We start from the raw sequence: 26,289 nt of genomic DNA, 5'->3' as shown, positions 1-26,289 counted from the left end.
CTCTACAATGCGCGGTCATGTCCAGGCCACCTCAGTACGACAACGGGGCGTACGGCGCCGACGGTGCGACCGGCGTCCACGGCACGGGTGCGGGCGGCGAGCCGCAGGAGGTACCGAAGGTGTACCTTCCGCGGGCCGAGCCGACGCCCCCGTACGAGGCGTACGTCGATCCGGCCGTCGCGCACGGCTGGCAGAACGCCTACGACGAGACGGCCGAGCTGCCCCCGGTGGCGGTCGCCGGGCCGGTGCCGGGCGGCGGGCCGGTGGTCGGTGCCGAACTGGTGCCGGTCCGCGGTTCCGGCCAGGGGCACCGGCGGTCACGGCGGAAGCCGAGCCGGTGGCGGTCGCGCCGCGTGGTGGTCGCCGCCGGTGCGGCCGGCGCGGTGTCCGCGGCGGCGCTGATCGCCGGGTTCTCGTTCTCGGGGTCCTCCTCGGACGGACCGCAGGGCAAGGGTGACGGGACGAGATCCGCGCGGGACGACGCCGCCGATCCGACGGGCTCGTCCCCTTCGGACGGCCCGGCGTCTTCCGGTTCCCCGGACACCGCGGGGCCGGGCGGTACGGCGACGGACGGGTCGGACGCCTCGAAGGGCGCCTCGCCGGACGAGAAGAAGTCCGGCGGGCCCTCGGCCACGTCGTCGTCCACGGACCCGGCCACCACCTCCACCCCCACGGCCACCTCCACCGCCTCCCCGGGCGACTCGGCTCCGGGCAACTCCGACGGCAAGGGACGCGGGCCGGGGAGCACGAAAGGGCCGAAGTAGCCGCCAAGCCGGGGAGGCGTTTTCGGCCCCGTCCCCAGGCCGAAAACGCCTCCTTGCCCCCAGCACCCCTCCATTCACAATGCGCATGACAAAACAGCGGGTGACCGGAAGATCTCCGGTCACCCTCGTCATGCAGAGGGGACCCCCACATGAGAAAGCCTCTCGTCGCCGCACTCTTCGCCCTGGTGATCGCCGGGGCGGGCGCGGCACCCGCTGTCGCGGCACCCGCGCCCACCGCACCCGCGGCCAAGGCGGACACGAAGACGGCCGCGTCGCCCACGCTCCAGGCCGTGACCCTCGCCGGGACCGTCGCGCTGAGCAACTGTTCCGGCTCGGTCGTCCGCTTCCCGAACTCCCTGGACACCGCCCCCGCGCTGGTGCTCACCAACGGCCACTGCCTGGAGAGCGGCTTCCCGGAGCCCGGCGAGGTGATCGTCAACCGGGCGTCGACCCGCACCTTCGGCCTGCTGAACTCCGCCGGTACCCGCGTCGCGACCCTGCGGGCCAGCAAGATCGCCTACTCGACGATGACCGACACGGACGCCACGATCTACCTCTGATCTTGGCCAGTGCTCCGCCCTTCAGGGCGGGGGTGAAGGTCATCCTTGGGTCGGAGGCGCGGAGCGCCGGAGTGCTCTGCGCCTCCGGGGTGGCGGTCAGACGGGGCGCTGTTGGTTTTCGATGTACTGCTTGACGACGGTCAGGGGTGCTCCGCCGCACGATCCGGCGAAGTAGGAGCCGGACCAGAAGTGTCCGCCCCACAGGTACCGGCGGACGTGGCTGTCGTACTCCTGGCGCAGCCTGCGGGAGCTGACGCCCTTGAGGGAGTTGACCAGCTTGGAAAGCTGCACCTTCGGCGGGTAGTGCACGAGCAGGTGCACGTGGTCCTGTTCGCCGTTGAACTGTTTCAGCTCGGCTTCGAAGTCGGCGCAGACCTCCCGCATGATCTCTTCGGTGCGGGTCAGCATGGCGTCGGTGAACGCCTTCCGCCTGTACTTGGTGACGAAAACCAAGTGAACGTGCAGGTTGTAGACAACATGGCGCCCGGTTCTGACATCGGGATTAGGCTTCCAGCGCGGTGACATGAACCAATGCTAGGTTCTCGATTGTGAGTCAAGACACCCTGGTCAAGCGGCAGTTCGGGCACCGTGCCCGGCTTGTGCTGTCTCCTGCCGGGGTTCGCGCAGCGGATGATCAGGCGCACGCGGCCCGCACCATGTGGAACCTGCTGCACGCCTGGTGGCGGATGATGCCGAAGGAAAAACGGACTCTTGCGAACGCGGATGCCGCCATACGCCAGGCCCGCGAGGACATCGACTTTCTCGCCGTCCTGCCCGCGCAGGCCGCGCAAGCGGTGCTCAAGACGTATTTCCAGGCGTGGAAGAACTGCTGGGACGGCCGTGCCGACGCCCCGAACTTCAAGGGCCGGTTCCGCACGGTGATGTCCGTGGACATTCCGCAGGGCCGGGACCTGAACATCACCCGTGTGCACCGCCGGTGGGGCATGGCCAACATTCCCAAGGTGGGCCGGGTCCGGTTCCGGTGGACCAAGGACCTGCCCGTGGGTAAGCACGCCAGCACGGAGAACCGGGTCACCGGGGCGCGGCTGATCAAGGACGCGCTCGGCTGGCACATCGCCTTCCGTGTCCAGACCCTGGAGGTCAGGCCCGGGCCCCACCAGGGGCCGGACATCGGCATCGACGTGGGCGTCACCGTGCCCATCGCCCTCTCGGACGGTGAGACGTACGAGCACGGCGAATGGCTGACCGGCAAGGAGAAGGCGAAGCTCCTGCACTTGGAGCAGCGCGCCGCGCGGCGTAAGCAGTACCGCAGGCCCGGCGAGCGCGCCAGCCGCAAGCTGCACCACACCTACGACCAGATCGCAGGACTGCGCGCGAAAGCCAAGCGCCGGGCCCTGGACTGGCAGCACCAGACGACCACCGCCATCGCCCGCACCTACGGCACAGTCGTGGTCGAAGCACTCACCATCACGAACATGGTCAAGTCGGCCAAGGGAACCATCGAAGAGCCGGGGAAGAACGTCGCCCAGAAATCCGGGCTGAACCGCTCCATCAGCGGGGAGGCATGGGGCCGCACGGTCACCATGCTGGCGTACAAGACCGCCCGGCACGGCGGCGCCCTGCACAAGGTCCCGGCCCCCAATACTTCCCGGCGCTGCTCCGCATGCGGCTTCATCACGCCCGGCAGCCGGGAGTCCCAGGCCGTGTTCGTGTGCAAGAACCCGGACTGCGGCTGGTCGGGCAACGCCGACTGGAACGCGGCCCGGAACGTGTTGCATCTGTACCGGATGGGCCACGCGCTCATCCCGGCTGCCGGGAGGGCAGTCGTCAGGCGCGCGCAGCGCGTCAAGCCCGCTGCCGCAAGGTAGGCAGGAATCTCCCGGCTTCAGCCGGGAGAGCACTTCAAAGCTGCAGCATCGACGGGTTCGTGCACACCATGAAGGAGGGCGACTGGACCTGGAAGGACTCGGTCCGCTACACCTCCGCCTGCGACACCATCGGCGGCACCTCGGGCTCGCCGGTCGTCGACCAGGCCACCGGCAAGGTCGTCGCCGTCAACAACACCGGCAACGAGGACGGCGAGCGCTGCACGGTGAACAACCCGTGCGAGGTCGACGCGAGCGGCAACGTCACCGTCCGCCAGGGCATCAACTACGCCCAGGAGACGTACCAGTTCCCGGCCTGCTTCACGACCGGCAACCAGCTCAGCCTGAGCGCGAGCGGCTGCGTCCTGCCCAAGCCGTAGAGCCGTAGAGCCGTAGAGCCGTAGAGCCGTAGAGCCGTAAGGGTCAGGGCGTCCTCCGCACCGCCCGCCCCGCCAGTACGTCCGTCCGCCGGCCGTCATCGATCACGAAACGGCCGTCGATCAGCACGTACGGGAGGCCCGTGGGCAGCACGCGCGGGTTCTCGAAGGTCGAGCCCGCCGCGACCGTGGCCGGGTCGAACAGCACGAGGTCCGCCCTGTACCCCTCGCGGACCAGCCCGCGGTCCGGCAGTCGCAGCCGGGCCGCCGGGCGTGCGGTGAGATGGGCGACGCACTCCTCCAGGGACAGCACGCCCAACTCCCGTACGTACCGGCCGAGATACTGCGGGAAGGTGCCGTACGCCCGCGGGTGCGGCTTGGCGCCCTGGAGGATGCCGTCCGAGCCGCCGGTGTGCACGGTGTGTCGCATGATCGCCCGGACGTTCTCCTCGTGGCCGACGTGCTGGAGGATCGTCGTGCCGAGCCGGTCGTCGAGGAGGAGCCGGCGGGCGGTGACCCAAGGGGCCTCACTGCGCAGCTCGGCGGACTCCTGGACCGTACGGCCGACGAAGTCCGCGAGCCCCGGATCCGTCACGCCGGAGATCTCGATCGTGTCCCACTCGACGGGCACCCCGTGACAGCCGTCCGCGCCGACGACCTCCAGATGGTGCCGGATGCGTTCGGCGCTCTCCTCGTCGGTCAGCCGCTTGAGGATCTCCTCCGGGCCGCCCTCGCTCGCCCAGCTCGGCAGCAGCGCCACCAGCGTCGTACTGCCGGGCGTGTAGGGATACGTGTCGAGGCTGATGTCGGCTCCGGCGGCCAGCGCGTCGTCCAGGAGGGTCAGCAACTCGGGCGCGCGGCCCTTGTTCACGCCGAAGTTCATGGTGGCGTGCGCGAGATGCAGCGGGCAGCCGGCCTCGCGCGTGAGGTCCACCATCTCCTCGTACGCCTGCAGCGCCCCGGCCCCGTACGAGCGGTGGTGCGGGCAGTAGTAGCCGCCGTACGAGGCCACCACCCGGCACAGTTCGGTGAGTTCGGCGTCCTTGGCGTACATGCCGGGGGTGTACGTGAGCCCGGACGACATGCCGACCGCGCCCTGCTCCATGCCCTCCGCGACCAACTGCCGCATGCGGTCCAGCTCTTCGGGCGTCGCCTCCCGGTCCTCCCACCCGACGGCGAGCGCGCGGACCGTGCTCTGGGGAATGAGATAGGCCGCGTTCACGGCGATCCCGCGATCCAGCCGGTCGAGGTACTCGCCGACCGACCGCCAGTCGAAGTCGACGTCGTCGCCGTGGCCGTTCCAGCCGGTGATCGCGCGGCGGACCTCGGCGAGTGTGCGGTCGTCGACGGGCGCGTACGACAGCCCGTCCTGGCCGAGGACTTCGAGGGTGACGCCCTGCGCGGCCTTGGCGCTGTGGTCGGGGTCGCGGAGGAGGGCGAGGTCGCTGTGGGCGTGCATGTCGATGAAGCCGGGGGAGAGGACGAGCCCTTCGGCGTCCAGCTCCCTGACCGCCTTCGGCCGTTGGCAGCCGGCCGCCGCGGCCTCCTGGACGATCGACACGATGCGGCCGTGGTCGATCACCACGTCGGCGCGGTACGAGGGACCGCCGGAGCCGTCCACGACGTCCGCGTCCCGGATGACGAGCTCTTCCACGCCGGACCTCCTAGAAGAACGTACGGATGTAGTCGACGACCGTGCCGTCCGCCTCCGCGACCGGGATCAGCGGCCACTTGTCGAAGGACGTGCACGGGTGGGACAGGCCGAGGCCGAGCCAGTCGCCGACCTCCAGGTCCGCCTCCGGGGCGGTGCGCAGCCAGGCGTGCTGGTCGGACAGGCCCGTCACCTCGATGCCGGTGGCCGGACGCTCGACGCCGTCCCGGCGGACCACCTGGGCGAAGGGCAGGTCGAGGTCGTACGCCGCGTCCCGCTTGCCCGCGTTGGTGAAGGCCTGCTCGGCGGAGGGCCGGGACACCACCTGCGTCCAGAGCCGGAAGGCGGGCTCCAGGGCGCCCTCCTCGGGGACGCGGTTGAAGGGGGTGATCTTGCGGTAGTGGCCGTCGTCGTGCGAGACGTAGGCGCCCGAGCGCAGCAACTTCAGTACCGGCACGGAGAGTTCGGGGATCTCGGCGAAGACGTCGGCGACCGCGTCGAACCAGGCGCTGCCGCCGGCGCTGACGACGATCTCGTCGGTGTGCGCGAACCGCCCCGCCTTGTCGAAGTCGACGGCGAGCGCGATCAGCCGCCGCAGCCAGGCGTGCACCCGCTCGGGGTCCGCTCGGGGGACCTCGCCCTCGTAACCGGCGACGCCGACGAGGCGTAGTGCCCCCGCCCCCGCGACCGCGTCCGCGACCGCCGCGCACTCCGCCTCCGTACGGACACCGGTGCGGGCGCCCTCCCCGGCGGCGAGCTCGACGACGACGTCCAGGGGGCGGCGGGCGCCGTGCAGGGCGGCGTCCATCAGCTCGACGCCGCGCACGGAGTCGACGTAGCACAGGAAGCGGAAGTCGTCGTCGGAATCGAGCTGCCCGGAGATCCAGCGCAGGGCGGCCGCGTCGACCAGCTCGTTGGCGAGGAAGACCCGCCGGACGCCGAAGGCCCGGGCCACCCGTACCTGGTGCGGCACCGCGAGCGTGATGCCCCACGCCCCGTGCTCGATCTGGCGCCGGAAGAGCTGGGGGGCCATGGAGGTCTTGCCGTGCGGGGCGAAGGCGAGTCCGTGGCGGGCCGCGTACGTCTCCATGAGCCGGAGGTTGTGCTCCAGGCGCTCGGCGGAGAGGGCGAGCACGGGGGTCGCGAAGCCGTCGGTGAAGAGGTTGCGGCGCTGGGCGGCCAGCTCGCCGACGGTGAGGCCGTCGGTGTCCGGGGGGAGGCCCTTGAAACGGTGGTCGACGCGTTCCTCCGCCAGGCGGGCAAGCGCTTCGCTGGCCATGGAGCCTCCCTGATCAGGTGCGTTGCGCTAACTGCAACGCTCATTGCATATATCGCTTACTGCTGTCTAACATCTCGGCCAACGCGGGGTCAACGGAGCCGCCGCCCCCCGCACAAGGTTCAGGAGCTACGACGATCGTGACCATCAGCGGACCCTGCAATGCCCCCGACGTCGTGGACGTCGTCGCGCTCGGCGAGTCCATGGTCACGTTCCTGCCCTCCCGGCCGGGCCGCCTCGCCGATGTTCCGTCCTTCGAGCGGGGGATCGGGGGCGCGGAGTCGAACGTGGCCTGCGTGCTGGCCGCCGCGGGGCACTCCGTGCGGTGGGTCAGCCGGGTCGGCACGGACGGCTTCGGCGACCACCTGGTCGAGATGATCGGAGGCTACGGCGTCGACGTCTCCACCGTGCACCGGGACCCGACCCGTCCGACGGGCATCTACTTCCGCACGGCGGGCGACCGCTCCACCGACGCCCACGAGGTGGCGTACTACCGGGCGGGATCGGCGGCCTCGGCGATGTCGGTGGGCAACGTGGACCCGGGGGCGGTGCGGGCGGGCCGGGTGCTGCATCTGTCGGGGATCACGGCGGCCCTGTCCGAAGGCTGCCTGGACCTCCTGCGCGAGCTCACCGCCCGGCGCCCGGACCGCCCCCTGGTCTCCTTCGACGTCAACCACCGCGCCGGCCTGTGGCAGGACACCGACGGACCGAGGGTGCTGCTGGAGTTGGCACGCGGCGCCGACATCGTGTTCGTCGGGGAGGACGAGGCGGAGGAGGCGTGGGGGGTCGCGGGCGGACCGGAGGCGATACGGGAGGCGCTGCCGGAGCCGGAGGTGCTGGTAGTGAAGGAGGGGGCGCAGGGGGCAACGGTCTTCGAGGCCGCGGGCGCGGACGGCGCCCAGCCACGCCGCCCATCCGCGGGCAGTCGTGCCGCTGGGGCGATGGGGGTCCCCCCGCTCGAGCGAAGCCGAGAGTGGGGGAGGGTGGGCGCGGACGGCACCCCGCAAGCGCCGGGCCGCGCGACCCACCCCCCGGCAGCAACCCCGGGTGCCGAACAGCCCACTACCTTCGTCCCGGCCCTGAACGTCGACGTGGTCGCACCCGTCGGCGCCGGTGACGCCTTCGCCGCCGGTTTCCTCTCCGCCACCCTCCGCGGACTCCCCGTGCGGGACAGAATCCGCCACGGCCACCTCTGGGCCGCCGCCGCCCTCACGGCCCCCGGCGACCTGGCGACGCCCCCCACCCGCCCCCACGCCGACCGCCTCGCCGCCCTCGACGACGACGCGTGGGGGAGACTTCGACTCGGCCCCGGCTGGACACAGGCCGCACAGCGGGCCGAGGAGGAGGTACGTACGCCATGAGCCAGACCGTCGACCGCGCGCTGAACATCCTGCCGCTGCTCGCCGAGGGCCCCGCCGACCTGGGGCAGGTCGCCGACCGCCTCGGGGTGCACAAGTCCACCGCGCTGCGCCTCCTCCGCACCCTGCATGAGCACGGCATGGTCTACCGCCAGTCCGACCAGCGCTACCGCCTCGGCGCCCGCCTCATCGCCCTCGCCCAGGAGGCGATGGAGAACCTCGACATCCGCGAGATCGCCCACCCCCACCTCGTCCGCCTCAACCAACAGTGCGGACACACCGTCCACCTTGCCGTCCACGAGGAGGACGAGGTTCTCTACATCGACAAGGTGGAGAGCCGGTACCCGGTGCGGATGTACTCCCGGATCGGCAAGCCCGTCGCCATCACCGTCGCCGCGGTCGCGAAGCTCCTCCTCGCCGACCTGCCCGAACCCGAGCGCCGCGCCCGCGCCGACAAGCTCGACTACCCCATGTACACGGCCCGTTCGACCCCCAACGCCCCCGCGTTCCTGCGGGAGCTGGACAAGGTGCGCGAACAGGGCTGGGCCACCGACCTCGGTGGCCACGAGGAGTCCATCAACTGCGTCGCCGCGCCGATCCGCGGGGCCGACGGCCGGGTCGTCGCCGCGATGTCGGTCTCCGCGCCGAACGTCGTCGTCACCGCGGACGAACTCCTCACCCTGTTGCCGCTGGTCCGCCGCACCGCGGACACGATCAGCGGCGAGTACTCCGGCAGAACCCCCGTCAAGGAAGCCACCTGATGACCGACATGACCGAGAAGACCGCGCTCACTCCGAAGACCCACACCACCCCGCCCGCGAAGTTCTCCCACGGCGTGAAGAAGGGCAACATCCTTCAGGTCGCCGGCCAGGTCGGCTTCCTCCCCGCCGAGGAGGGCAAGCCGCCCACGCCCGCCGGGCCGACCCTGCGCGAGCAGACCCTCCAGACCCTCGCCAACGTCAAGGCGATCCTGGAGGAGGGCGGCGCGAGCTGGGACGACGTGATGATGATCCGCGTCTACCTCACGGACGTGGACCACTTCGCCGAGATGAACGCCATCTACAACACGTACTTCGAGGAGCAGGCCCTCACCGCGCCCCCGGCCGCCCGCACGACGGTCTACGTCGGCCTTCCCGCCGGGCTCCTCGTCGAGATCGACGCACTCGCCGTCCTGGGCTGAGCCCGGCTGACGCCCCCTCAACTCCCGCACGCCGTACCCGGCACGGCGCCCTCCGGGGTGCCGTGCCGCGATCCCCCCTGCCCGGCTGTGCCCTCTGGGGGGAGACCCCCAGACCCCCTGAGTATGTGCTTACGCAGAGGACCCCCAATGTCCTATCCGCTCGCGGCGACCCCCACCCCCGAGACCCCACCCCACACCGGAGGCCTGCTCCTCTGGATCGACGGCACCGCAGGTCTCCTGACCGTCGCAGCCCTCGGCATCGCCCTCCTGCTGTTCCTGATCATCAAGGCCCGCCTCCAGCCCTTCGTCGCCCTCCTCGCCGTCTCCATAGCCGTCGGCCTGCTCGCCGGGCTGTCCGTCACCGAACTCTTCGGCACGGTCCAGCGGTCGGACGCCGTCTCCACCATCGAGTCGGGCATGGGCGGCATCCTCGGCCATGTCGCGATCATCATCGGCCTCGGCACGATGCTCGGCGCGATCCTCGAAGTCAGCGGCGGGGCGGAGGTGTTGGCGTCGAGGCTGCTCAATCTCTTCGGCGAGAAGCGAGCCCCCCTCGCGATGGGCCTGACCGGCCTGATCTTCGGTATCCCGGTCTTCTTCGACGTCGGCATCTTCGTCCTGGCACCGATCGTGTACGCCGCCGCCAAGCGCTCGGGCAAGTCGATCCTGCTCTACTGCCTGCCGTTGCTCGCGGGCCTGTCGATGACCCACGCGTTCCTGCCCCCGCACCCCGGCCCGGTCGCGGCTGCCGGTCTCCTGCACGTGGACCTCGGCTGGGTCATCCTCATGGGTATCGTCTGCGGCATCCCGGCCGTGCTGGCCGCCTGGGCGTTCTCGGCGTGGATCGGCCGGCGGATCTTCGTCGCCGTACCGCAGGACATGGTGGAGGCGGCGGCGGAGGCCAGGCTCGCCGTCGTCAACGAGCAGCGGGAGACGGGCGTGGAGCCCCGGGAGACCCCCGTACCGCTCGGCACGGTCCTCGGCATCATCGGTACGCCGCTGATCCTGATCCTCGCCGCCACCTTCTCGTCGATCGCCCTGGACCCCTCCACCGGTCGCTCGGTGATCGAGTTCTTCGGCCACCCGTTCGTGGCCCTCACGATCGCCCTGCTGCTGGCGTACTACCTTCTCGGCATCCGCCGCGGCTGGTCCCGCAAGTCCCTGGAGACGGTGTCGACGGCCTCGTTGAAGCCCGTCGGCAACATCCTGTTGGTCGTCGGCGCGGGCGGCGTCTTCGGCGCCGTCCTCAAGGCCAGCGGCGTCGCCCAGGCCCTCTCCGACACCTTCAACGACGTCGGCCTCCCGGTGATCGCGCTGTCGTACCTGATCTCGGTGGTCCTGCGGGTCGCGCAGGGCTCGGCGACCGTGGCGATCGTGACGACGGCCGGCATCGTGCCCCCCCTCCTCGCCGAGGGCGACCACTCCCAGGCCTTCGTCGCCCTGGTCATCATGGCCATCTCGGCGGGCTCGATCTTCGCCTCGCACGTCAATGACGGCGGCTTCTGGATGGTGGCGAAGTACTTCGGCATCAGCGAGCGGGACACGTTGAAGACGTGGACCGTGCTGGAGACGGTGCTGTCGGTGGTGGGCTTCGTGGTGGCGGCGGTGCTGAGCCTGTTCGTGTAGCGGTCGTGCGGTGGGCCCACGCCTCGCACGGGCCGGGCCCACCACTCGAACGTGCGTAACAGAATGTGCTCATGTGAACACGTACTGTTTCACTGGCGCCGAGGTCGTCGAACGAAGGCGCCTTCTCCGAACGCGTGACCGAGGGAGAGAAGAAACAGTATGAAGATCGAGCGCAACACCCTGAAGCGAGCGGCCGCACCGGCTCTGGTCGCGGGCTTCCTCCTGCCCGTGTTCGCCACCCCCGCCGTCGCCCAGGAGCCGCCCGGCTCCACGGCGGCCCGCTTCAACGGCAGCGTTCAGCTCAACGCCCGTTGGGGTGTGCCGAACGCCGTCACGGTCCGCGTCGAAAACAATCGCCTGATCATCACGGACAGCGCAGGTGTCGCGGCCGGCCCGGGCTGCACGCGGCCGAACCCCAACGACAACACCATTGTCGACTGCGGCCCCCTCCCCGTCACCCGCCTCAACGTCGCCCTGCGCGACCAAGGGGACAGCATCTTCGTCGACGCCCCGGTCAACACCAGCGTCGACGCCGGGACGGGCGACGACACCGTACGGACCGGCAGCGGCAACGACTCGGTCAACGTCCGCGACGGCAACCCGCGCGACACGGTCGACTGCGGCGAAGCCCCCGGCGACTTCGACAGGGCGACCGGCGACCCCGGAGACGGCATCGTCGCGACCTGCGAGCAGCGGGCCACCTTCTAGGCCGCCGGTTGTAGTCGTCTGATAACGAAGTGGGGGCTGGCTGTGTACGACACAGGATTGTCGACCATACTGCCCGCTGTGGAGCAGCGCATAGGTTCGAGCAGCCAGCCCCTGGAAGGCGCCGGATTCGATCCGGCTTTCGTCCCCGGGCTCACCTCACCCGTGTCCGGCGAGAAGCCGGCGGACGCCAAACCGGAAGAGGCCGAGGAGGTCGCTTCGGAGGAAGCCGTCGCAGAGGAGGCCGCCCCCGAGGCGCCGGAGGCGTCGGACGACTCCGACGAGATTGACGGGGCCGACGAGGAGGAGACCCCCGGCGGCCCTGTCTTCGAGGCGTCCGACCGCCGCGCGAAGTTCGTCGCCGACCACAAGGGCGTACGACTGTCCCTGGACGACCAGAGTTGCGAGTTCCGCTGGGACGAGATCGGCGCGGTCGAGACGGAGTCCCCCCGCTTCGGCAAGCGGTTCACCATCACGGTGCACACCCCCGACCGCCGCTGGTACCCGATCGAGATCGAGGCGGCGGCCAGGGCACGTTTCGCCGAGTGGGAAGCGCAGTTGGACGCGGTCCTCGACGCGTACTTCGAGGACGACGCGGAAGCCACCCCCGAACCGGACGCGGAAGCCGACGTCGAAGCGGACGCGGAAGCCGACGTCGAAACGGAAGCGGAGCAGGCGGACGAGGCGAAGAAGGCGGACAAGGACGCCGACTGAGTACGGGTACTCAGGCACGGCCCGGCGCGGCCCGCGCCGGGCGTGAGCACGCCCGGCGCGGACCCTGCGGCCGGCACGTCAGAGCGACGCACTCAACTGCAGTACTGCGCTTCCTTCCCGATGGACCGGTACATGCAGTCGGCGTTCTCCAGCAACTGCAACACCGCATCCCGGTTCCGAGAGGTCTCCCGCTCGATCACCTCGTCGGGCGGGTAGAACCCCCCGCCCCCACTGGACGACGGATACATCTCGAACGTGTACCCGAAGATCTTCTGGTTGCCCCACAGCCAGTCGTCGATCGACCCGTCGGTGATGTACAGGTCGCTCGACTGCTCCGGCGTATAGCCGTTGCTCGCGGCCATCTTCCCGCCGACGGTCGCGAAGGCGTTCCGGTCGTCCGCGGTCATCCCGGTCGTCGTGTCGGCGGTGGTGTACCCGAACGGCCACAGCACCAGCTCGCTGTAGGTGTGGAAGTCGATGGCCGCCGTGATCTGCTGCGTGCCCCCGACCACCCGGCTGCGCACGAAGTCGGCGACGACCTTGACCTCCGGCGCCGACTCGGCGGCGGTGCCCCGGTAGGTGTCGGAGGACGGTGACCCCGAGGACCCGCCGCAGCAGCCCCACCGGTAGTTCCAGTTCCGGTTCATGTCCGTACCGACGTACGAGGAACCGCTGTTGGGCTGCCGGTTCTTGCGCCACGACCGGTACGACCCGCTGGCGATGTCGTACTCGCCGCCGTCCGGGTTGAGGTCGGGCACGATCCAGATCTCGCGGTTGTTGACCATGCTGGTGACCCGGGAGTCGGAGCCGTAGCCCGCGCCGAGCTCGCGGATCAGGTAGAGCGCCATCTCCACCGTCAGGTGCTCGCGGGCGTGCTGGTGGTGGGTGAACAGCACCTCGGGCTCGGACTCGTCCGTCGTCACGTTGTCGCTGATCTTGATGGCGACGATGTCCCGGCCCTGGTACGACTTCCCGATCACGCGCCTGCTCATGATGTTCGGGTACGCCGAGAGCCGCGTGGTGATCTCCGCGTTCATCTCGGTGTAGTTGTGGTAGCGCGAGTCGGCCGAGGGGAAGTCGAGGAGCCGTACGTCGTCCTCGCCGTTCGACCGGTCCGGCACCGCGCCCATCGGCGTGACGTCGTAGCCGAGTTGCTTCAGCTTCTTCACCTGGTCCGCGCGGCCGGAGATGTAGACCGATTCGTCGTCGGCGTCGTCCACGGTCACGCCGGACTGCTGAAGCGCCGTACGGGACTTGGAGTCCGAGTGCATGTGCACCTCGTACTGGCGGATGTCGTCGGCCGACGGGGCCGCCTTCGGGGCGCTGTCGGCGTTCGCGGAGAGCGGGGCCGCGAGGGCGAGGGCCATCAGCGAGGCGACGGCGGCGACGGCGGCGCGCCGTCTGCCGGGGCGGGCGCCCGAGCCGCGTATGCGAAGTCGCATGAAGTCTCCTAGTTTCTCCAGGACTTCCGGGATCTCCGGAAGGGGGGAGTGGAGCGGGGGGTGGTTCAGCGACGAACTGGTGCGGGTGTGCCGCTCATCGTCTGCGTATGGCATGAGCAGGTCAAGGGTGAATAAAGACACGATGGCGTGAAGTGTTCGGTAGGAAAAGTTCGGTAGGAAAAGCCGTGCAGTGTACGCGCGTTGGCGCCCCGGGGTGCGGTCCTCGGTGAAGTGCACTCGCGGGTGTGACCCCCGCGTGCATATATGCCGGACTCCGGAGAAAGTGAGGATTCGGCAACGGGAGGCTGATCATGGGCGGATCAGCGCCAGGACGGGACGGTCAGCTGCCGGTCGAGACCACCAGCTTCGTCGACCGGCGCCGCGAACAGGCCGACGGCCGCGAGCTGTTGGCCCGGGCGCGGCTGGTCACGCTGACCGGACCCGGCGGCGTCGGCAAGACACGCCTCGCCGCGCGCATCGCGGCCCGCGTCGAGCGCGCCTTCCCCGACGGCGTGCGCTTCGTGCACCTGGCCGACCTGTACGACCCGGCGCTCGTCCCGCTCGCCGCCGCCGACGCCCTCGGCCTGCACGACCACTCCGACCGGCCGCCGCTGGACGCCCTCGTCGCACACGTACGGGACCGGCGCCTCCTCCTCGTCGTCGACAACTGCGAACACCTGCTGCCCGCCTGCGCCGAACTCGCCGCCGCCCTGCTGCGCGGCACCACCGGCGTCCGCGTCCTCGCCACCAGCCGGCACCGCCTCGGCCTCACCGAGGAACACCTCCTGGACGTACGGCCGTTGCCGGACCCCGACCCGGACGGCGACCTCTCCGCCGCCCACGGCTACCCGGCCCTCGCCCTCTTCGCCGACCGCGCCGCCGCCGTCGCCCCCGGCTTCCGGCTCACCGCCGGCAACCGGGCCGCCGTGGCCCGCCTGTGCCACCGCCTCGACGGCCTCCCGCTCGCCATCGAACTCGCCGCCGTCCGCATGCGCGTCCTCGGCGTCGAACAGCTCCTGGAACGCCTCGACGACCGCTACCGCCTCCTGTCCGCCGGCAGCCCCGCCGTCCTGCCCCGCCACCAGACACTGCGTGCGGCCGTCGACTGGAGCCACGACCTGTGCACCGCGCGCGAACAGCTGGTCTGGGCCCGGCTGTCGGTCTGCGCCGGCGGCTTCGACCTGGAGACGGCCGAGGTGGTCTGCGCCGACGGCGAGCGGATCCGGTCCTACGACGTCCTGGAGGCCGTCGCCGGCCTGGTCGACAAGTCCGTCCTGTGCCGCGAGCCCGGCCCGGACGGTGTGCGCTACCGGCTCCTGGACACCCTGCGCCACTACGGCCTGGACCGACTACGGCAGCTGCCGGGCGAGGAACCCGCCACCCGCCGCCGCCACACCGACCGCATGCAGGCCCTCGCCACCGCCTGCGAACGCGCCTGGTTCGGCCCCGGCCAACGGGAGATCGTGGCCCGGCTGCGGGCCGACCAGGACAACCTGAGGGCGGCGCTGGACTTCAGCCTCACAGCGCGGGGGGAGGCCCTGGCCGGACTCCGTCTCGCCGGCACCCTCTGGTTCTACTGGCATGCCTGCGGCGCCCCCCGCGAGGGCCGTTACTGGCTCGACCGCGCCCTCGACGCCAACCCCGAGCCCACCCGCGAGCGCGCCCGGGGCCTGTGGGTGGCCGGGCTGCTCGCCGGGTGCCCCGAGGACCTCACCCGGGGCCGCCGCAGAGCCGAGGAGGCCCGCGCCCTGGCCAGACGCCTGGGTGACACGGCCGAGGCCGCCCACGCCGACTACGTCATCGGCGTCATCCGGCTCTTCGCCGACGACCTCCCCGCCGCGCTGGCCCACTTCGAGGCGGGCGTCGCCCGCGGCCGCGGTCCCGGCCAGCACCTCAGCCTCGTCGGCCTCGGCCAGGTCGAACTCGCCTGCGCCCTCGGCTTCCTGGGGCAGGCGGACCGGGCCGTCGACGTCTGCCGCCAGGCCCTGCGTCTCTGCGATGAACACGGCGAGGAATGGGTGCGCTCCTACGTCCTGCGGATGCTCGCCCTCGCCCACACCGTGAAGCGGGACTGGCCGCGCGCCGAACGGCACGCCCGCGAGGCCCTCCGCCTCAAACTCGCCGTCCACGACCTCATCGGCATCGCCCTCACTCTCGATCTGGCCGCCCTCATCGCCACCCAGGGCGGCGCCCACGAACGCGCGGCCGTCCTGCTCGGCGGCGCCGACCGCGTCTGGACCGCCGTCGACCGCGACCGCTGGGGCTCGCCCGCCCTGAGCACCATCCGCCTCGACAGCGAACGCCGCGCCCTCGACGCGGTCGGCCGGTCCTCCTTCCAGCAGGCCTACGACCAAGGCGCCGCCCTCGGCCTCACCGAGATCGTCGGCTACGCCCTCCAGGAACCCGACCTCCCCGAACACCCCTCCGCCCGCACCCCGTCGAACGCCACCCCCGAAGTCCGCCTGACCCGCCGAGAGGCCCAGGTCGCCGAACTCGTCGCCGAAGGCCTCGCCAACCAACAGATCGCCGACCGCCTGGTGATCGCCCGCCGCACCGCCGAAGGCCATGTGGAACGCATCCTCACCAAACTCGGCTTCAACAACCGCAGCCAGATCGCCGCCTGGGTAACAGCCCAACGCTGACGATCCGCAGCCGCCGCAGCCGGCATGGGCTGCGGGCCGTCGCAGCCGTCGTAGCGGCCGTAGCTGCGGACGGTCGCGGCCGTCGTAGCGGCCGGAGCTGTGGGCTGCGGTAGCCCGCAGTAGTCGCCATGGCTGCGGACGGTCGTAGCCGCCGCAGCCGCCGTAGCTGCGGGCAGTCGTGCCGCTGGGGCGGCTCCCGACCCAAAGAGGCGCGGCACCCCGCAAGCGCCGGGCCGCGCGACCCACCCCCGCCCAGCCCCCGCCCCGCGCACCGTCACACCCACCGCACGGGTGGCCGCACCGGCGCGCACCCGCAGCGCCGGGCCGCGACACCAACCCTCACCCCCCCCACACCGTCACACCCACCGCACGGGTGGCCGCACCGGCGCGCACCCGCAGCGCCGGGCCGCGCCACCCACCCTCACCCCCCACACCGTCACACCCACCCCACGAAAGGGACGACCCACGTGACCCACCAACCCGCTCCCGCCCCCACCCCCCACACCTTCGACCACCGCATGACAGTCTTCGGCGCCGACGACGACTTCCTGGCCACCGCCCTCCCCTTCCTCACCGAAGGCCTCGCCGCAACCAACGAATCCCCACCCGTAGCCATCGCCGCCCCCGACAAGCTGGACCTCCTGCACAACGCCCTCGGCCCCGACGCCAAGGACGTCGCTCTCGTCCCGCACACCGACTGGTACACGGGATCCGCCGCCAACGCGGTAGCGCAAGGCGCCGGTTACCTCGCCGCACACGCCGCCCCCGCCGGCCGCATCCACCTCCTCATGGAACCCGTATGGAACGGCCGAGCCGGCCGCTCCCCGCGCGAGTCCGCCGAGTGGATCCGCTACGAGGCCCTCGCCAACCTCCTCTTCGCCCCGTTCGCCACCACCGCCCTGTGCGCCTACGACACCCGCACCGCCGGCCCCGCCATCATCGACGCGGCCCGCCGCACGCACCCCGACACCGGCGTGTACGAGGACCCGGCCCGCATCGCCGCCGAGCTGGACGCCGTACCCCTGCCACCACCCCCGGCCGACGCGGAACCGCTCGCACGGCCGGACGCCGAAGGGGTACGCCGACGGGCCCGGGCACGTGGACTCGCCGTCGCGGACGCGGAGCTCTTCGCCGAGTCGGTCACCGCCGCGGCGGCCTCCGTCGGCCCGGTCACCGGCACGCTCCTGTGGGGCGAGGCCCCGTCCTGCGTCTGCGAACTGCGCATGGCCCGCCGCGTCGACGATCCCCTCGCCGGCTTCGTCCCGCCGCCCACCGACGAACTCGACCCCGCACAGGGACTGTGGTTCGCCCGCCAGGTGTGCGCGTACGTCGACGTCCGCGACGAGGGCGCCGGGTCGACGGTCCGCCTCCAGTACGCGTAGCCGTACCCACGCAACCGCGTAGCCGTACCCACGGAATCAGCCGTACAGGTACGGAATCGGGTAGTCCTCCCCGTGTCCGACCAGCCCGGGGAGGCCACCCTGAAAGCATGCTGCAACTCTCCGGGGGATCCCTCCCGGACCCCGACCCCAGATACGGCGCCTACCCCCAGCCTCCCCTGGGAGCAGGCCATCTGAGCGTCGAGTACGACCCCCGCCCCTCCGCCGTCCGCGAGGCCCGCGCCGAGGTCCGCAGGCAGTTGGAACGATGGGGACTGGCGGACCGCGAGGAGGTGCTGGACGCGGCGGAGCTCCTGGTCAGCGAGTTGGCCACCAACGCCCTGCTGCACTCCGCGAGCCGCTTCAGGCTCACCCTGACCGCCGCCCACGGCGTCCTGCGCTGCGAGGTCGCGGACTCCGGCCGCCGCACTCCCCAGGTGCTCGCGGCGGGCGCCTCGGAGAGCGGCCGGGGGATGTTCCTGGTGGATGCGCTCGCCCTGCGCTGGGGCTGCCACCAGGACGGGCCGGGCAAGACCGTCTGGTTCGAGCTCGGCACGTGCGGGTCCGACGGCTGCGGTCGGCGACAGCCGTAGCATCCGCGAGTTCCGGACGCCCGGGACAACCGTGCCGGGCTGCCCACCCCGGAGCCACAGACCGGGCCCCGGCGGCACGCCCAGCCTCCGGGGCCCGTCCCGGACCACCCTTTTCCTTCACCGCACGCCCCCTTGTGTCCTCGTCCGCTTTGCGCTTTCTTGATCGGCATGGCGGACACCACGGACAACACAGCGACAGGGACGGCAGCCACCCCAGCCCCCCGCAAGTCCAGTTGGAAATACATCGGCCCCGGAATCGTCGTCGCCGCCACGGGCGTAGGCGCCGGCGACCTCGTGGCCACCCTCATCGCGGGCAGCAACTTCGGCTACACCCTCCTGTGGGCCGCCGTCATCGGCTGCCTCGTCAAGATCTCCCTCGCCGAGGCGGCGGGCCGCTGGCACCTGTCCACCGGCCGCACCCTCTTCGAAGGCTGGGCGAGCCTCGGCCGCTGGACGACCTGGTTCTTCGTCGTCTACGTCGTGATCTGGGGCTTCGTCTACGGCGCCGCGGCGATGTCGTCCAGCGCGCTGCCGCTCCAGGCGCTGTTCCCGGACGTGATGGACCTCAAGTGGTGGGGCATCGCCTGCGGCCTGGTAGGCCTGGTCTTCGTCTGGTTCAACAAGTACGCGGTCTTCGAGAAGGTCATGACGGTCCTGGTGGGCGTCATGTTCGTGGTGACGGTCTACCTGGCGATCCGCGTCACCCCGAACCTGGGCGACGCCTTCGCCGGCCTCCTCCCCGTCCTCCCCGACGAGAAGGACTCCATCCTCAACACCCTCGGCCTGATCGGCGGCGTCGGCGGCACCATCACGCTGGCCGCGTACGGCTACTGGGTCAACGCCAAGGGCTGGACCAACACGGGGTGGATGAAGGTGATGCGCCTCGACAACCGCGTCGCCTACGCCACCACCGGCATCTTCGTCGTCTCGATGCTCTTCGTGGGCGCGGAACTCCTCCACTCCGCCAACGTCGCCATCGCCAGCGGGGACAAGGGCCTGATCCAGCTCAGCGACATCCTGGAGGACGAGTACGGCACGGCGACCGCCAAGTTCTTCCTGATCGGCTTCTTCGCCACCTCCTTCACGTCCCTGATCGGTGTCTGGCACGGCGTGAGCCTGATGTTCGCGGACTTCGTGGCGCGCTATCAGAAGCGCGGCGAGGTGAAGGGCGAGGAGGTCGCGTCCGGGGCGCGGGAGAAGTCGTGGCCCTTCCGTGCGTACCTGCTCTGGCTGACTTTCCCGCCGATCATCCTCCTCTTCCAGGGCCAGCCGTTCCGCCTGATCATCCTGTACGGCGTACTCGGCGCCGCCTTCCTCCCCTTCCTGGCCGGCACGCTGATGTGGCTGCTGAACTCGGCCCGCACCCCGCGCGAGTGGCGCAACGGCGCCCTGAGCAACGCGATGCTGGCGACCGCGGGCCTGCTGTTCCTGGTCCTGTGCGTGAAGCAGGTCTGGGACCAGCCGTGGTCGGAGTTCTTCTGAGCCCTTAACGCAGCGCGTCCCACTTCGGGCTGAGGGCGATCTCCCGAAGCTGCGCGATGGTGAGGGCGGGCGTCTCGCGGGTCGCGTCGCTGTTCTGGCCACCGGCGTTGAAGGCGCTGATCACGACGCGGAAACCGTCCGCCCGCATGGTGTCGGCGGTCCACATGACGACACCTGACCCGGCCTTGTCGTCGCCCGGGCCCTGCCGGATGGTCACCCGCGTACCGTCGGGCAGCGTCTCGGAGCCGGAGCCGTAGAGCTGGTCCGCGACGTCCCGCATGTCGGGTTGGACGTTGACCTGGACGAAGCTCTTGCCCTTGCCGTCATCGACGACGAGATAGGCGTACTCGGTGTCCTGCCCGCCCTTGGCGAGCACCTCCACTCCCTTCGGAAGCAGAGCGGCGAGGGTCTTCCTGATGGCGGCTCCGTCGGCACCCGCCGGAGCGGTCTCCGTCACCGAGGGATCCGGCTTCGTGGAGTCCGCAGGCATCGCGTCGACGACCTGCCGCCACACACCGGCCGACACCAGGGCCTTCAACTGCGCCTTCGACAGCGGCGGGTTGGGCCTGCTGACCGGCGCGTCCTTCTCGGCCGCCGCGTTCCACTCGCTCACGCCGACGTAGTGCCCGTCCGGCGTCACGAGATCAGCGGTCCACAGCTTGGTGTCGACGCGCCGGTCGGGATACTCGTACCCCTGGAAGATCTTGAGCAGCGAGCCGTCCGCCAGCCTGCTGGAGCTGCAACTGTCGTACGGCGTCAGCACCTTGTCCGGACACTCGGCGATCTGCCGGGCGTGATCGCTCCCCGGCTCGACCCGGTCGAGGCTCATGGAAATGCTCGCGGCGCCCTTGCCGTCGTCGAACACGACACGTGCGTACGGCGGCAGCTCCTCGCCCGTGCCGCGCGCGTCGGATTCGCCGAACTGGCCCTCGGGGAGCAGCTCCTGGAACGTACGGATCATGTCGGCCCGGGAAAGGGACAGAGGCGTGGCGGTCGGTGTCGGGGCGGCGGTCGTCCCGGAGGCCACGGAGCGCTGCTGCGGCTCCTGGGAGTCGTCACCGGGCAGGAGCAGTGCCCCGCCGACCCCGATGAGCGCGAGACTCGCGGCCCCGCCCGCGACCGCGGCCCGGCGCCGCCGCAGCCGGAGCCTGCGGCCGCGGGCATGTCCGGCGGCGGCGAGCGCGGCGCCGTCGTCGGGGTCGAAGGTGTGTCCGGCCTGACGCAGCGCGGTGCCGAGCCGGTCCTCGAAGGGGTCGCTGTGCTGTTCTACGGGCATGACAAACCACCGTTTCGGCGTGGTTGGAGGCTGGAGAAGGTCGTTGGTGAACTGTGGGTCAGGGACTGACGTACTCGGCGAGGTCCTCGCCGAGGAGCTCGCGCAGTCTCCCCAGGGCACGGGTGCAACGGGTCCGTACGGCGGCCGAGCTGGCGTCCATCGCGTCGGCGGTCTCCTCGATGGACCGGTCCTCCCAGTACCGCAGGACGACCACCGCCCGGTCCTTGGCGGGCAGCCGCGCCAGCGCCTCCATCAGCGTCAGCCGCAGCGAGACGTCGCCGTGGGCACCGTCGGCCCGCTCGGGCAGCACGTCCGTGGCCCGCTCGGTGCTGCTGCGGCGCCGCTGGTGGGTGAGGAAGGTCCGGGTGAGGACGGTCTGCGCGTACCCGGCGGGGTTGCCGACGCGGGCCACCCGGTGCCAGCTGATGTAGAGCCTGCCCAGGGTCTCCTGCACCAGGTCCTCGGCGAGATGCGTGTCCCCCGCGGTGAGCAGACACGCGGACCGGTACAGATGCGCCGCGCGCGCCGCGGCGAACTCCGCGTACTGATCCGCCAGGACCTTCCTCATGTGCTCCCCCTGCGCTGTGCCCCGACTGTGCTCTCACCCCTATTGATGCGGTGGGCCCCCGGAAATGTTTCACGACGACTTCACGGGCTGCTCGGCGGGAGGGTCCGGCGGGCGACGGGAGGGTAGGTTGCGTCCGAACCATCGGTGAGGCGCGAGGAGCGGACAGACCATGAACGACGGGGCGACGAACGGACCGCAGCCGCCGTACGGCCACCAGCCCCCGCCGGGTTTCGGCCCACCGCCCCCGCAGTACGCGTACGCGCCGCCGCCCCAACCCGTCGTAACGGGTCCGGAGTTCCTCGCGGTCGACCGCCACAGCTCGATCGCGATCGAGGCCTCGGGCGTCGTCTTCGAGATCAACGGCCACGAGGCCGAGTTCCCCTGGCCGGAGGTCCGCAGCGTCCACTACAAGGCGAGCCCTTCGGGCAAGTCCCTCATGATGGCGGTCGTCCACGTCGACGGCGGCGTGTACGAGTGCGTTGTGGACGCGAAACCGAGGGAGCTGCTGGGGGAGTGGTTCGGGCAGCTGCCGGCGGTGCTGGGGTATTACCGGCCGATGGGGTAGGTCGGGGCGGGCGGGTCGGAGGGGGCGCGGTCAGAGGAGGTGGTCTGCCTTCCCTGCCTTGATGTCGAGGATCATGGTGCGGAGCGCTTCGCGGGAGTCGGTGAGGTAGGTGTCCTCGGAGCCGGCTATGGCGATGTAGGCGTTGCCTTGGGGGTCGGTGCCGAGGCGGAAGCAGGAGTTTCCCTCACCGCAGAACGGCTCCTCCCACGTGATCTCGATCATCGGGCTTCTCCTCACAGGTCGGTGGCGATGCCCCGGATGAAGTCGCGCGATGCTGCAGGCGACAGGGCGATGCCCTCCATCCAGTCCAGGTGGGCACGGTACTTCGCCAACTGGGCCTCCGCGTACAGGAAATCGGGTCCGTGAGAGTTGTCGATCTGAACGGTGTCCAGCTGCGGCACGGGTCCCTCCGCGTACAGCACGGTCTGCCCGGCCCCGGGAAACGCACCTGCCTCGAACGGGATGACCAGCAGCGTCACGTTGTCCTGCTCGGACTTCTTGACCAGATAGTCGAGTTGAGCTCTGGCAACCTCCGGTCCGCCGAACCGCATCCGGAGCGCGGCCTCATGCACGATGGCGACGAAGTCGGGCGCGTTGTCGCCGTCCAGCACCTGCTGCCGTTCCACGCGGTGAGCAAGACGCAGGGCGACCTCGTGGTGCGGCAGCTCCGGAATGACCACCCGGAAGATGGCGAGTGCGTGGTCGGAAGTCTGCAACAGCCCCGGGATGTGCACGGAGTAGGCGGCCCGCATCCGGACGGCGTTCGCCTCCAACTCGGCGATGTCCAGCAGCCCTTTGGGAAGCGCTCCGCGGTACTTGTCCCACCAGCCTCGCTGGCCGGTGCGGGCCATCTCGACCAGTGCATCGACGTACCGCTCGTCCTGGCAGTCGCAGTTGCAGGCGAGGGTACGCACGCGCTCCCCGCTGATGCCGCGGATACCCGTCTCGATGTTGGAGATCTTGGCCCGGTCCACTCCAAGCAGCCCGGCGGCGTACTCCGCCGTCATGCCCGCTGACATGCGCAGTCTGCGCAACTCGGCGCCAAGTCGCTTCTGACGCTCCGTCGGTGAAGTCCTCGCTGCCATGCCGATCCCTCCGCGTGCGGTCGTAGGAAGTCTGCCGCCTGACCGCGCGGCGGAAGCACGGAAGGATCCAACTTTCACCATCAGGGAACAAAATAGCCCCCGCCTTCGGTGCATTGAGTAGCGCGTCAGCTACACCTGGCAACCGGAAGCGCATCGCGCGAGCCTGCCCGCAACCTCCTTCCCTGGGAGGGGTGGGCCCGCGCCAGGGAGACAAGCCACCGGCCGCCGTCATCACCGCACGACAGTCCCCGCACACATTCGAGGAGTCCCGCCATGCCCATTTCCCGCTGCCCCGTGGCCCCCACCTTCGCGGCCGACCCCACCGCCCCCGTTGCCGAAACCCTGTCCTACAGCTTCACGCTCCCGGCCGCGTTGGCCAGCCCCGCGCTGGCGAGAGCGGCGACGAGGGAGATCCTCAGGGCTCACAACCTGCAAGACATGTTGGACCCGGCCCTACGAGCAGTAGGCGAACTCACCGCAACGGCCGCCCAGTTCACGGAGTCCCCAACCTTCTACCTCTCCCTCCGCTACCGCTCCTCCACCCTCCGCCTGATCGCCTACGACAGCCACCCGCGCCACACCCAGCCCCACCTCGCCACCGCCTGCGACACCCGCCGCCGCGCAGCCCTCCGCGTCCTGGCCTGCGTCTGCCGCGCCTGCGACGGTATGTGGGGCTTCGGCGAGGCACGAGAACCCGGCGGCGGGACGCGGATGTGGGCGACCCTGCCAAGGGCGAGTGCCGTGTTGTACGGAGCGTAGGCTGGACGCCGGCCCTACCTTCCGCCCCGGGCAACGGGGCCACGATTGGAGGGTTTGGGCCATCAGCGCGTTTCATAGCGCCTGCTCAACGGCCTCTCGCAGCCGCACGCCTGGCCCAAACCCGCCAATCTCCCAGGACGACCGGGTGGGCGTTGAGCATGTCGGTGTACCAGTCCGCGAAATCCTCATCTCGCGCACATCTATCGTGGTTCAGGGGGAAGCGAATGAGTTTGGATGAACAGGCAGATCTCGTGAGAACGCGCGAGGACTTCGCCCGATTCCTCGCCGATGCTCTGGCTGATCTCCAGAATCGACCTAAGGATCGGGAGAACGGCACGCTCGAAGGGTTCCTCGAAGCGTGGGCTGCCTGGGTGGTGGACATGCCCGGCTGGTACAAGAACCGTGATGAGCGGGTTCCGGACCAGCCGGACTGGAACCTCCTGGCGAACATGGTCATGGCGGCTCGAATATGCCGCGAACTCGGCGTGACCAGGTCACGGGGAGCGGTTGGCGCGAGCGCGGACAACGCCGCCGCGGAATCATTTAATGCGGCCCGGAAACGGAAGACCCTGCAGGTCAGCTCGATCACCTTCGAGCAGCGAACGGATACGCTGGCCACTGCCGCATAGCAAAACGGTGTCCACCACGCAGGGTGAAGCCCCGGGTGCCGCTCCGAAGAATCCTGCGACAGTCTACGGCAGCGCGTGCACGTGCGGCCCCACCGCGTTGGACCACGCATTCCCCGCAGCCGCATCCCAGTTCGTCGACCACGTCATGGCGCCCCGCAGCTCCGGGTAGGTCCTGGCCGGCTTGAAGGTTCCGCACCCCGTGCCCTTCGCCAGGCAGTCCAGCGCGTTGTTCACCACGGACGGAGACACATACCCGCTCCCCGCTCCACTCGGCGAAGCCGGCACCCCCAGCCCCACCTGTGACGGAGCCAGCCCGCCCTCCAGCTGGATGCACGCGAGGGCCGTCAGGAAGTCCACCGATCCCTGGCTGTACACCTTGCCGTCGCAGCCCAGCATCGAGCCGCTGTTGTAGTACTGCATGTTGACGACCGTGAGGATGTCCTTCACGTTCAGGGCGGTCTGGAAGTACGCGTTGGACGTGGACTGCATGTCGATGGTCTGCGGTGCCATCGTCAGGATCAACGACGGGCCGGCCTTTGCGGACAACGCCCGCAGCGCCTGGGTCATGTAGGTCGCGTTGAGCCCGTTCTCCAGGTCGATGTCGACGCCGTCGAAGCCGTACGTCTGCATCAGCGCGTACACCGAGTTCGCGAAGTTCGTCGCCGAGGCCGAGTCGTTGATCGACACCGTCCCCCGCTCGCCGCCCACCGAGACGATGACCTTCTTCCCGGCGGCCTGCTTCGCCTTCACGTCCGCCTTGAACTGGTCGACCGTGTAGCCGCCCAGCCCGGCGGAGTCGAGGTTGAAGGTCACGGCGCCCGGTGTGGTCGTCGCGTCGGCGAAGGCCACCGCGATGATGTCGTACTGGGACTGGACGTCGGACAGCTTCTGGACCGTCGCTCCGTTGTTGAAGTTCTGCCAGTAGCCCGTCACCGCGTGTTTTGGCAGCGAGACATCACCACCGCCCGGAGACGCCGTGGTCGTCCCCGTCACCGCCGCCGACTTCGCCGACTCGCCCGCCGCGTTCGTCGCCGTGACCTGGAAGGAGTACGACGTCGACGCCGCGAGGCCCGTCACGGTCGCCGACGTTCCCGTCACCGCCGTCACCTTCGTGCCGTTGCGGTAGACGTGGTAGCCGGTCGCGCCCGGGACCGTGCCCCATGACAGGGAGACCGACGACGCCGAGGTTCCTGCCACCAACAGACCGCTCGGTGTCGCCGGGATCGTCGGGGCCGGGTCGCCGCCCCCGCCGCCGTCCGGGCCGTACACCGACACGTCGTCCGCGAAGTACGCCGCCTGCCCGTACCAGCCGTGCGTGTACACCGTCACCGAAGTTGTGGACGCGCCCGTCTTGAAGGTCGTCGTCAGCTGCTTCCAGGAGGTGGAGTCCGGCGTCCACGTCGACACGTCCGTCGTGCCCGTGCCCGTCGCGCCCAGATAGGCGTACCCGCCCTGCACCCACGCGCTCAGCGTGTACGTCGAGTTCGGTTTCACCGCCACCGTCTGGGCGCACCGCGCGTTGTCCTGCCCGGCCGGCGTCGCCTTCAGCGCGGTCGAGCCGCCGTGCACCGGCGAGGGGACCGTCGTACCGCTGCCCGCGGAACAGGTCCAGTTGGTCAGTCCCGACTCGAAGCCGGCGTTCTTCGCGTTGTTGACGTCCGCGGCGGACGCCGGGCCCGCGCCGGCCACGGCCAGTGCGAGGGAGAGGGCTCCGGAAAGGAGCAGCAGCCGGGTGCGTCTGGGTATGCCTGGTACGGGGTCCACTTGGGCCTCCGGTGGGGGAGAGGGGCGGAGAGGAGAGGACGACGGTGGCCACCGCTGGCGTACAAGTT

Annotated in this window: 23 protein-coding genes and 4 pseudogenes; 18 read left to right on the top strand and 9 right to left on the bottom strand. The window is 70.5% G+C overall.

What is annotated here, in order from left to right:
- The first annotated feature begins 17 nt into the window (after positions 1-17).
- On the top strand, positions 18-764 hold the full coding sequence (locus AC5P09_RS01405; RefSeq protein WP_493872022.1) for a hypothetical protein: 747 nt from the start codon (positions 18-20) through the stop codon (positions 762-764).
- 149 nt (positions 765-913) lie between these two features.
- A pseudogene (locus AC5P09_RS01400) lies at positions 914-1,318 on the top strand (serine protease); the annotation flags it as partial.
- A 102-nt stretch (positions 1,319-1,420) separates the two neighbouring features.
- On the opposite strand, the gene tnpA reads toward AC5P09_RS01400, so the two are convergent.
- Positions 1,421-1,849 carry an IS200/IS605 family transposase gene (gene tnpA, locus AC5P09_RS01395; protein ID WP_493872021.1) on the bottom strand — a complete coding sequence of 143 codons (429 nt, stop codon included), beginning with the start codon at positions 1,847-1,849 and terminating at the stop codon, positions 1,421-1,423.
- Positions 1,850-1,872: 23 nt separating this feature from the next.
- Between tnpA and AC5P09_RS01390 the strand changes: the two genes are divergently transcribed.
- Positions 1,873-3,153, top strand: a complete 1,281-nt coding sequence (locus AC5P09_RS01390) for an RNA-guided endonuclease InsQ/TnpB family protein (protein WP_493872020.1) — start codon at positions 1,873-1,875, stop codon at positions 3,151-3,153.
- 38 nt (positions 3,154-3,191) lie between these two features.
- Positions 3,192-3,530 (top strand): annotated as a pseudogene (locus AC5P09_RS01385) (serine protease); the annotation flags it as partial.
- 43 nt (positions 3,531-3,573) lie between these two features.
- Here AC5P09_RS01385 and AC5P09_RS01380 read toward each other — a convergent pair.
- Positions 3,574-5,181 (bottom strand): N-acyl-D-amino-acid deacylase family protein, encoded by a 1,608-nt coding sequence (locus tag AC5P09_RS01380; protein WP_493872019.1) that lies wholly within the window; start codon positions 5,179-5,181, stop codon positions 3,574-3,576.
- A gap of 10 nt (positions 5,182-5,191) precedes the next feature.
- Complete coding sequence (locus AC5P09_RS01375) at positions 5,192-6,457, bottom strand: amino acid deaminase (RefSeq protein WP_493872018.1); 1,266 nt, start codon at positions 6,455-6,457, stop codon at positions 5,192-5,194.
- Positions 6,458-6,594: 137 nt separating this feature from the next.
- On the opposite strand from AC5P09_RS01375, the gene AC5P09_RS01370 reads away from it, so the two are divergent.
- The 6 genes from AC5P09_RS01370 to AC5P09_RS01345 all read left to right on the top strand — a co-directional run bounded on the left by AC5P09_RS01370 (position 6,595) and on the right by AC5P09_RS01345 (position 12,037).
- Positions 6,595-7,815 carry a sugar kinase gene (locus AC5P09_RS01370; protein ID WP_493872017.1) on the top strand — a complete coding sequence of 407 codons (1,221 nt, stop codon included), beginning with the start codon at positions 6,595-6,597 and terminating at the stop codon, positions 7,813-7,815.
- Complete coding sequence (locus AC5P09_RS01365) at positions 7,812-8,573, top strand: IclR family transcriptional regulator (protein WP_493872016.1); 762 nt, start codon at positions 7,812-7,814, stop codon at positions 8,571-8,573. Before AC5P09_RS01370 ends, AC5P09_RS01365 begins: the two co-directional genes overlap by 4 nt.
- 8 nt (positions 8,574-8,581) lie before the next feature.
- A complete protein-coding gene (locus tag AC5P09_RS01360; RefSeq protein ID WP_307677024.1) occupies positions 8,582-8,992 on the top strand; it encodes a RidA family protein in 411 nt (136 codons plus the stop codon).
- A 147-nt stretch (positions 8,993-9,139) separates the two neighbouring features.
- Positions 9,140-10,618: a GntP family permease gene (locus AC5P09_RS01355; RefSeq protein WP_493872015.1), complete on the top strand. Its 1,479-nt coding sequence runs from the start codon at positions 9,140-9,142 to the stop codon at positions 10,616-10,618.
- A 159-nt stretch (positions 10,619-10,777) separates the two neighbouring features.
- Positions 10,778-11,326: a hypothetical protein gene (locus AC5P09_RS01350; protein ID WP_493872014.1), complete on the top strand. Its 549-nt coding sequence runs from the start codon at positions 10,778-10,780 to the stop codon at positions 11,324-11,326.
- Positions 11,327-11,404: 78 nt separating this feature from the next.
- Complete coding sequence (locus AC5P09_RS01345) at positions 11,405-12,037, top strand: hypothetical protein (protein ID WP_493872013.1); 633 nt, start codon at positions 11,405-11,407, stop codon at positions 12,035-12,037.
- Between the two features lie 92 nt (positions 12,038-12,129).
- Here the strand turns inward: AC5P09_RS01345 and AC5P09_RS01340 are convergent, their stop codons facing one another.
- Complete coding sequence (locus AC5P09_RS01340) at positions 12,130-13,479, bottom strand: M14 family metallopeptidase (RefSeq protein WP_493872012.1); 1,350 nt, start codon at positions 13,477-13,479, stop codon at positions 12,130-12,132.
- A gap of 311 nt (positions 13,480-13,790) precedes the next feature.
- Between AC5P09_RS01340 and AC5P09_RS01335 the strand changes: the two genes are divergently transcribed.
- The 4 genes from AC5P09_RS01335 (at position 13,791) to AC5P09_RS01320 (ending at position 19,575) form a co-directional block, all read left to right on the top strand.
- Positions 13,791-16,121, top strand: a complete 2,331-nt coding sequence (locus AC5P09_RS01335; RefSeq protein ID WP_493872011.1) for an ATP-binding protein — start codon at positions 13,791-13,793, stop codon at positions 16,119-16,121.
- 467 nt (positions 16,122-16,588) lie between these two features.
- On the top strand, positions 16,589-17,503 hold the full coding sequence (locus AC5P09_RS01330) for an anti-sigma factor RsbA family regulatory protein (protein ID WP_493872010.1): 915 nt from the start codon (positions 16,589-16,591) through the stop codon (positions 17,501-17,503).
- 107 nt (positions 17,504-17,610) lie between these two features.
- On the top strand, positions 17,611-18,093 hold the full coding sequence (locus tag AC5P09_RS01325; protein WP_493872009.1) for an ATP-binding protein: 483 nt from the start codon (positions 17,611-17,613) through the stop codon (positions 18,091-18,093).
- 168 nt (positions 18,094-18,261) lie between these two features.
- Positions 18,262-19,575: an Nramp family divalent metal transporter gene (locus tag AC5P09_RS01320; protein WP_493872008.1), complete on the top strand. Its 1,314-nt coding sequence runs from the start codon at positions 18,262-18,264 to the stop codon at positions 19,573-19,575.
- 4 nt (positions 19,576-19,579) lie between these two features.
- On the opposite strand, the gene AC5P09_RS01315 is transcribed toward AC5P09_RS01320, so the two are convergent.
- Positions 19,580-20,851 (bottom strand): hypothetical protein, encoded by a 1,272-nt coding sequence (locus AC5P09_RS01315; RefSeq protein ID WP_493872007.1) that lies wholly within the window; start codon positions 20,849-20,851, stop codon positions 19,580-19,582.
- Between the two features lie 58 nt (positions 20,852-20,909).
- Positions 20,910-21,419 carry a SigE family RNA polymerase sigma factor gene (locus tag AC5P09_RS01310; protein WP_493872006.1) on the bottom strand — a complete coding sequence of 170 codons (510 nt, stop codon included), beginning with the start codon at positions 21,417-21,419 and terminating at the stop codon, positions 20,910-20,912.
- 169 nt (positions 21,420-21,588) lie between these two features.
- Here AC5P09_RS01310 and AC5P09_RS01305 point away from each other — a divergent pair, with 169 nt between their 5' ends.
- A complete protein-coding gene (locus AC5P09_RS01305; RefSeq protein ID WP_493872005.1) occupies positions 21,589-21,984 on the top strand; it encodes a hypothetical protein in 396 nt (131 codons plus the stop codon).
- A gap of 30 nt (positions 21,985-22,014) precedes the next feature.
- Here AC5P09_RS01305 and AC5P09_RS01300 read toward each other — a convergent pair whose 3' ends face one another.
- Positions 22,015-22,206: a hypothetical protein gene (locus AC5P09_RS01300; RefSeq protein WP_493872004.1), complete on the bottom strand. Its 192-nt coding sequence runs from the start codon at positions 22,204-22,206 to the stop codon at positions 22,015-22,017.
- Between the two features lie 11 nt (positions 22,207-22,217).
- Positions 22,218-23,069, bottom strand: a complete 852-nt coding sequence (locus AC5P09_RS01295; protein ID WP_493872003.1) for a helix-turn-helix domain-containing protein — start codon at positions 23,067-23,069, stop codon at positions 22,218-22,220.
- A 273-nt stretch (positions 23,070-23,342) separates the two neighbouring features.
- On the opposite strand from AC5P09_RS01295, the gene AC5P09_RS01290 reads away from it, so the two are divergent.
- The 3 genes and pseudogenes from AC5P09_RS01290 to AC5P09_RS01280 all read left to right on the top strand — a co-directional run.
- Entirely contained in the window at positions 23,343-23,828 is a 486-nt protein-coding gene (locus AC5P09_RS01290) for an ATP-binding protein (protein ID WP_493872002.1), read from the top strand.
- 158 nt (positions 23,829-23,986) lie between these two features.
- Positions 23,987-24,286 (top strand): annotated as a pseudogene (locus tag AC5P09_RS01285) (DUF7660 family protein); the annotation flags it as partial.
- A 3-nt stretch (positions 24,287-24,289) separates the two neighbouring features.
- A pseudogene (locus AC5P09_RS01280) lies at positions 24,290-24,457 on the top strand (IS3-like element ISRhosp5 family transposase); the annotation flags it as partial.
- Between the two features lie 63 nt (positions 24,458-24,520).
- Here AC5P09_RS01280 and AC5P09_RS01275 read toward each other — a convergent pair.
- Positions 24,521-26,221, bottom strand: coding sequence for a chitinase (locus AC5P09_RS01275; RefSeq protein ID WP_493872001.1), 1,701 nt, complete (start codon positions 26,219-26,221; stop codon positions 24,521-24,523).
- Positions 26,222-26,289 lie beyond the last annotated feature (68 nt).

This window comes from Streptomyces sp. a15 (assembly GCF_059026085.1).
This window is presented reverse-complemented; position numbering and strand designations above follow the sequence as displayed.